At 68.0% G+C, this 7,151-nt stretch carries 6 protein-coding genes; 5 read left to right on the plus strand and 1 reads right to left on the minus strand.

All coding sequences use genetic code 11. The features are described 5' to 3' along the window. Positions 1–155: 155 nt before the first annotated feature. A complete protein-coding gene (locus I5I_RS14950) occupies positions 156–1,076 on the minus strand; it encodes a PRD domain-containing protein (protein WP_083868049.1) in 921 nt (306 codons plus the stop codon). Positions 1,077–1,255: 179 nt separating this feature from the next. Between I5I_RS14950 and I5I_RS14955 the strand changes: the two genes are divergently transcribed. From I5I_RS14955 to I5I_RS14975, 5 genes are all read left to right on the plus strand, one after another. Continuing rightward, positions 1,256–2,842 (plus strand): peptide ABC transporter substrate-binding protein, encoded by a 1,587-nt coding sequence (locus I5I_RS14955; protein WP_036321587.1) that lies wholly within the window; start codon positions 1,256–1,258, stop codon positions 2,840–2,842. A gap of 83 nt (positions 2,843–2,925) precedes the next feature. Further along, positions 2,926–4,284: a M14 family zinc carboxypeptidase gene (locus I5I_RS16145; protein ID WP_112931958.1), complete on the plus strand. Its 1,359-nt coding sequence runs from the start codon at positions 2,926–2,928 to the stop codon at positions 4,282–4,284. After that, the gene (locus I5I_RS14965) at positions 4,281–5,213 is read left to right on the plus strand and encodes an ABC transporter permease (protein ID WP_239498478.1); all 933 of its coding nucleotides are present in this window, start codon (positions 4,281–4,283) and stop codon (positions 5,211–5,213) included. Before I5I_RS16145 ends, I5I_RS14965 begins: the two co-directional genes overlap by 4 nt. Beyond that, positions 5,206–6,096: an ABC transporter permease gene (locus I5I_RS14970; RefSeq protein ID WP_036321581.1), complete on the plus strand. Its 891-nt coding sequence runs from the start codon at positions 5,206–5,208 to the stop codon at positions 6,094–6,096. Before I5I_RS14965 ends, I5I_RS14970 begins: the two co-directional genes overlap by 8 nt. Then, the coding region (locus I5I_RS14975) for a serine hydrolase domain-containing protein (RefSeq protein WP_051039664.1) at positions 6,093–7,151 on the plus strand (1,059 nt) is incomplete at its 3' end. The genes I5I_RS14970 and I5I_RS14975, both read left to right, overlap by 4 nt.

Raw genomic sequence — 7,151 nt, forward strand, 5'->3', positions numbered from 1 at the left:
AGCTCGGTACCGGGGATCCTCTAGAGTCCTTGTGTGTGAAGGGATGCCGGGCACCTCTGCCCGGGCAACAAAAAAACCTGGACTCGATGAAGGCCGAAGCAATCGGTGAGTCCAGGTTTCGCCCGCTTGCGCGGTAACGATCCAGGGATCTGCGATCAAGTTACCACAGGGTCGGGATCTGCGCCAGGGGCGACCTGAGCGCGCAGGCGTTCGACGTGGACGATGAGATACAGCAGCTCCTCGTCGGTGAGATCCGACCCGGTCGCGCCGTGCACGTAGGCCTTCACATGCTCGGCGATCTCGTACGAGCGCGGGTAGCTGTGCTTGGCGAACTCGAAGAACGATGTATCGCCGCTGGCCAGCATCGTGCGGCTCACGAGACGCTGCAGCAGGAACTGCACATGCAGGATGAAACGCGCGTAGTCGGGACCGTCGACGTCCAGGCGCACACCGAGCGACTGCTCGACGACCTCCACGACGTGCTGCACCCGGCGAAACAGCAGCGCGGCCGTGCCGTTCGGCTCGTCGCGAGTGGCATTGAGCAGATGCATCGTGAGGAACACGGCCTCTTCGGCGGGCAGTTCGCGCTCGAGGCTCGTGGCGATGGAGGTGGCCATGTGCTCGGCAGCCCCGAACTCGTGCGGGTGGAGCACGCGCAGCTCGGGCATGGATGCCGTCGTGATCCGCATGCCCTTGTCGAGGCGCTCGATCACGTAGGCGACGTGGTCGATCACGGCAATGGTGAACCGTCGCCCGAGGTCGCGTCCGAGTCGGCGCTCGGCCTCGTCGACCGCCCGCGTGGCCGCCTCGACGATCGGATACGGCACGTCGGCCAGCAGACGCCGTTCGCGCTCGCCGTCGGCGCCGTTGTCGAGGATGAACGTCTTCTCGACCTTGGCCGGATCGAGGACGTCATCGGGCTTGAGCCCGAACGCGAGGCCGCGTCCCATGAGAACCCGCTCGCGCCCCGACTCGTCGATGGCGATCACGACGTTGTTGTTGAGCACCTTGTGCACCGGGACGGCGTGCGACGCGGGGGTGCGCCGAGCGGATGCCGCGGCGTCGGGGGTGCTCATGGGGAGAAGTCTAGAAGCCGCCCGAGGGAGGACTCCGTCGATTTCGTCGTTGTAAAGGTTTCATTACGTACTGAAAGTTCGAAAGATTTAACCCCTACTGTGTGGGTATCTCGCCGGTCCTGCTCCTCGCCGGTGAGGCGCAGCACCTCACCCGTCCCGCAACCCGCAATGAGGAAACCATGAAGAAGAGGCTCTTGGCTGCAGCGGCCACGGTGGTCGCCGCCGCCCTCGCCCTGTCCGCGTGCAGCGCGACATCGTCCGATTCCGGCGCTGATCAGAAGAAGGAGATCCGCGTCGCCTCCACCGATCCGCAGTTGATCATTCCCGGACGTCAATCCGTGGCGTACGACGTGAACATGGCGGTCTGGTCCCCGCTGGCGTTCCTGAACTCCGACGGATCACTCGACTACGTCCAGGCGCAGTCGATCGAGTCGCCGGACGCGACGACCTGGACCGTGAAGCTCCGTGACGGCTGGACCTTCCAGGACGGCACGCCGGTCACCGCGCAGAGCTACGTGGACTCGTGGAATGCGGTCGCTTACGGCCCGAACGCCTTCGAGAACTCGGGCCAGCTGGCCAACATCGTCGGCTACGCCGACCTCAACCCGAAGTCCGGGACGCCGGCCACCGACAAGATGTCGGGCCTGAAGGTCGTCGACACCGATACCTTCACCGTCACGCTGATCGGGCCCGACAGCCAGTTCCCCCTCCAGGTGACGCAGGCGCAGACCGCGATGTATCCGATGCCCGCATCCGCGTTCACGGACTTCACGGCCTACAACAAGCATCCCGTCGGCAACGGCCCGTTCCAGTTCGCGCAGGACTACGTCGAGAACGAGCCGATCGTGCTCGACACCTACTCGGATTATAAGGGCGACAAGCCGACCATCGATCGCATTACCTTCGTCCCCTACACCGACAGCGAGACGGCGTACACCGATGTCCTCGCCGGCAACCTGGATGTGGCCGGAGTCCCGGCATCCAAGCTCACGCAGGCCTCGACGGACTTCGGACAGCGTCTCTACTCGTTCGCTGCGCCCGGCATCTCCTTCCTCGGTCTGCCGCTGTGGAACGCCGCCTATCAGGACGAGCGCGTACGCCAGGCCATCTCGATGGCGATCGACCGGCAGGCGATCATCGACGTGATCTACGGGGGCACCTATGACCCCGCGACGGCGTGGACGCCCGCGATCGAGCCCGGCACGCCGACCGGCATCTGCGGTCAGTACTGCACGTTCGATCCCACGGCGGCCAAGGCGCTGCTCGCGCAGGCCGGCGGCTTCAGCGGCCCCATGGAGATCTACTACCCGGGAGGCAGCGGTCTCGACCCGCTGTACCAGGCGATCGCGAACCAGCTGCGACAGAACCTCGGCATCGATGCGACCGCGAAGCCCAGCGCTGACTGGGCGGAGTTCCTGCAGAACCGCAACGACCAGAACATCACCGGTCCCTTCTTCTCGCGCTGGGGCGCCCTCTACCCCAGCCAGCAGGCGACGCTGCGCGTGTTCTTCATCAAGGGCGGCGGCTGCAACAACTGCATCCCGTGGTACAGCGACGAGGTGGCCTCCGCGATGACGGCGGCCGACGGCGACCTGTCGACGGACGGATCCGCGTACGCCTCGGTGCAGCAGATCATCCAGAAGAACTTCCCTGCAGTGCCGCTGTTCTTCGAGAAGTACTCGTACGTCACCTCTCCGCGAGTCGCCGAACTCGTGACATCTCCGGTAGGCAACCCCACCTACCGATCGATCGTCCTCTCGAAGTGACGATCGGGGTGCGGAGCGTCCACCCCCCCGCCGGACGCTCCGCACCCGCCCCTGACCCCGCCGACCGTGCAGGAGAGCACGTCATGCCCTTCCCCTCCCTCGCCGACCTCGCCACGAGCGGTGTGCCGGCCGATGGCTTTCCCACCGTCGACGAGCTGCGCGACGACCTGATGGAGCTCAGTCGCGCTCACCCCGATCGCATCACGGCATCCGTCATCGGACGATCCCGGCTCGGCGATCCGATCCACCTCTTCACGATCGTCGGCGGGGAGCGCAGCGTGGTGGTGGCAGCGGGCGTGCATCCGAACGAACCGATCGGCTTTCGCACTGTCCAGCACCTGGCACGCGTGCTGATCGCCGACCCCGATACGTTCGGATTCGACGCGACCTGGCACCTCGTTCCCTGCATCGACCCCGACGGCACCCGGCTGAACGAAGGATGGTTCGCGGCGCCGCTGCGTCGCGACGACTACTATCGCGGCTTCTACCGCCCGGCCCCCGACGAGCAGGTCGAGTGGTCGTTTCCGTTCTCGTACCGCGGGTTCGGCTTCGACGCGCCGATCCCGGAGACGTCCGCACTGATGGAGCTGTTCGATCGCGTGCGTCCGGACGTCTTCGTCGGACTGCACAATGGCGAGTTCGGCGGCGTGTACTTCTACACGAACGAGGCCGACGCCGTGCTCGCCCGTGAACTCAGCGCCATCCCGGCGCGTTTCGGGCTTCCCCTCGACGTCGGCGAGCCCGAGATCGCCGGGCTCGACCTGCTCGCCGATGCGGTGTTCCGAGCTCCGCTCACCCGCGAGCAGATCGACCGGCGCATCGCTCTCGGACTCGCCGAACCGCGCGCGGGTGGCGCGGGCACCGCGGATTACCTGGAGAGATTCGGTACGACGACGATGATCGCCGAACTGCCGTACTGGTGTCATCCGGATGCCGCCGACACGACCGACACCGGCACCTCATACCGAGCGGTGCTCACCGCGAAGGCCGCCGCGCTGGAGGAGTTGCACGACGTGATGACCGGCATCCTGGACGGCGTGCGCGGCGACATGACGATCGACTCGCCGTTCCGCCGCGCGAGCGAGGCGTTCGCTCCGGGGATGGGCAGCGTCGCCGCGGCCGAGCGGGTGCGCATCGCCAGCCCCGAGACCGACCGGCCGGCCACGGTGGCCGAGGTGTTCGGCAACGCGGAGGTGGTGCGCACCTTCCGGCTGCGCTTCGGCGGCATCCTGCGGCGAGCGCTGGCTGCAGAGGTGCACGCTGGCACGGCGTCGCCGTCGGTACGCGCGGCGCTCACCGCCCTCACGGCGCGCTGGGAGGACTGGCTTGCGGCCGACCCGCACGCGCAGCTCGCCCCCGCGCCGCTGAACGCCCTCGTCGGCGTGCAGCTGGCCGCTCTCTTCGCCACCGTGCGCCGACGCGTCGCCGAGGACGCCGAGTGATCGCCGCGCGCCGCGTCGGTGGGCGCCTGCTCGAGTTCCTGATCGTCGTCGTGGGGGTGACCTTCATCATCTACGCGACCGTCTGGGCGCTGCCGGGCGATCCGATCGCGGCGCTGGGGGGAGACCGGCCGCTGCCGGCCAACGTCGTGGCGCAGCTTCGCGAGCAGTTCCACCTAGACGAGCCCCTCTGGCAGCAGTACCTCCGCTACCTCGGCGGACTGTTCACCGGGAACCTCGGCACGACCTTCAGCGGCGTGCCGGTCGCCGACCGCATGGCGTCGCGGTGGCCCGTGACGATCACGCTCGCCCTCACCGCTTGGGTGATCGAGGTCGTCCTCGGTGTCGCGTTGGGGCTGATCTCGGGCCTGCGCCGCGACGGCGCCATCGACCGCACGGTGCTGTTCGGCACCATCCTCGCCACCTCGGTCCCCGTCTTCGTGGTCGCCGTCAGCGCGCAGCTCGTCTTCGGTCTGCAGCTGGGCTGGTTTCCCATCGCGGGAACGGATGCCGGGTGGCCGGTGTCGTACCTGCTCCCGGCTTTCGTCATCGCCCTGTTCGGCCTGGCCTCCATCACCCGTCTGATGCGCGGCAGTGTCGTCGACTCGATGGAGTCCGACTTCGTCCGGACCCTGCGCGCGAAAGGCATGCCGCGCCGCCGCATTGTCGGCCTCCACGTCATGCGCAACTCCGTGGCGCCGGTGCTCACCTTCGTGGCGATCGACCTCGGGTTCCTCCTCGGCGGCGCCGTCGTCGTGGAGGGCATCTTCAACCTGCCCGGCATCGGACAGCTGCTCTTCGGAGCCATCCGCACGCACGAAGGGCCGACGATCGTCGGGGTCGGGACGACGCTGATCCTGATCTTCCTGGTGCTGAACGTGCTCGTCGATCTGCTCAACTCGCTGCTGGACCCCCGGAGTCGTCATGACTGAGACCGCTGTCGTCGCCCTCGAGCACATCACCGTCAGCAGAGGTGTCTGGGCGAGTCTGCGCCGGCGCGTCCTGTTCTGGCTGAGCGTCGTGATCCTCGCCGCACTCGCCGTGATCTCGCTTCTTCCGGCATCCATCGGTGGGCTGTTCGGCCAGCCCGACCCGCGCGCCTGCAACCTGCGTGACAGTGCCAAGCCGCCGAGCTCCGCGCACGTGTTCGGCACCGACCTGCAGGGGTGCGACGTCTACGCGAACGTCATCCACGGTACGCGGACATCGCTGTTCATCGGCCTCACCGCCACGGTGATCGCGCTTCTGGTCGCCGTGGTCGTCGGCACTCTGGCGGCGTACTACGGGGGCATCGCCGACACGATCATCTCCCGGCTGACCGACGTGTTCCTCGGTTTCCCGTTCATCCTCGGGGCCATCATCGTCCTCAACAGCGTGGGAGAGCGCACCCCTGTGATCGTGGCCGTCGTGCTGGCCGCGTTCAGCTGGCCGACCCTCGCCCGGCTCGTCCGCACGTCCGTGCGCACCGTTCGTCGCATGGACTACGTCAGCGCGGCGCGCGCGATGGGCATCTCTCACGCACGGACCCTCTTCACCCACGTCGTGCCGAACGCGCTCGGCCCGGTGCTCGCGATCACCTCGACGATGGTCGGCAGCATCATCGTCGCCGAGTCGACGCTGACCTTCCTCGGGGTGGGTCTGCGGGCCCCGTCGATCTCGTGGGGACTGCAGATGGCGAACGCCCAGTCGTACTTCGGCACCTCACCGCACATGCTCTTCTTCCCCGCCCTCTTCCTCAGCGTGACGGTGTTCGCGCTCATCACCCTCGGCGACATCCTCCGCGATGCGCTCGACCCGAAAGGACGTCGTCTGTGACCGTCACCGCCTCCGCCCCCGAGGACGCCGCCGCACCGCGCGCGAGCGCGCGACGCCGCGCCGTCGAGGATGCCGCACGGTACGCCGCCCGCTGGTTCGCCTTCGCCGGGGCGCAGCGGCAGGTTCCCGGCATCCAAGCGGCGATCCGTCTGGACGGCGAGCTCGTGCTCGACTTCGCGTGGGGAGTCGCCGACGCCGCGACCGGTGCTGCGCTGACCGGAGAGCACCTGTTCCGCATCGCGTCCCATTCGAAGACCTTCACGGCCACCGCCGTGCTGCAGCTGGCCGACCGCGGCGACCTCCGTCTGGATGACACGATCGCCGGCTGGATTCCCGAGCTCGTCGACACCGAGCTGGCGTCCGTCACGGTGCGGGAGCTGCTCGCTCACCAGGGCGGCGTGGTGCGCGACGGACGCGATGCCGACTACTGGCAGCGCGGGGGGCCCTTCCCCGATCGAGCGCGACTCGTGGAGATCTGCCGCGCGGAGGGACGCGTGTTCGCCCGCAACGAGTTCTTCAAGTACTCCAACATCGCCTACGGGCTGCTCGGTCTTGTGGTCGAGGCGGCATCCGGCGTCGATTACGACGAGTTCACCCGTGCGCACATCTGCGCTCCGCTCGGGCTCGAGCGGTCGGGTTCGGAATGGCAGGCCGCCCGCGAAGCGGAGTATGCCGCGGGTCACACCGCCCGTCTCGCAGACGGCGAGCGTCGCGTCATCGGTCACGTCGACACGCGGGCGCTCGCCGCGGCGACGGGATGGTTCTCCACCGCCGCCGAGACGACGGCCTACCTCAGCGCCCACCGCCTCGGTGACGAACGTCTCGTCTCCGACGACGCCAAGCGGCAGGCTCAGCACCCGCACTCGCGCATCGACATCGGCGGCGCGTTGCGCGACTACGGGCTGGGATTCGAACTGCACACCCTCGGCGGGCGGCGCCTGGTCGGCCACAGTGGCGGGTATCCCGGACACATCACGCGCACCTGGCTCGACCCGGACGAGGGTGTCTCCGTCAGCGTGTTCACGAATGCCATCGACGGACCCGCGGTCTCTCGC

This window comes from Microbacterium sp. B24, assembly GCF_000333415.1.
Lineage (GTDB): Bacteria > Actinomycetota > Actinomycetes > Actinomycetales > Microbacteriaceae > Microbacterium.

Excerpts from the sequence above, each read along its gene's own strand:
- I5I_RS14950 (WP_083868049.1), bottom strand. The coding sequence starts at position 1,076 with ATGAGCACCCCCGACGCCGCGGCATCCGCTCGGCGCACCCCCGCGTCG.
- I5I_RS14955 (WP_036321587.1), top strand. The coding sequence starts at position 1,256 with ATGAAGAAGAGGCTCTTGGCTGCAGCGGCCACGGTGGTCGCCGCCGCC.
- I5I_RS16145 (WP_112931958.1), top strand. The coding sequence starts at position 2,926 with ATGCCCTTCCCCTCCCTCGCCGACCTCGCCACGAGCGGTGTGCCGGCC.
- I5I_RS14970 (WP_036321581.1), top strand. The coding sequence starts at position 5,206 with ATGACTGAGACCGCTGTCGTCGCCCTCGAGCACATCACCGTCAGCAGA.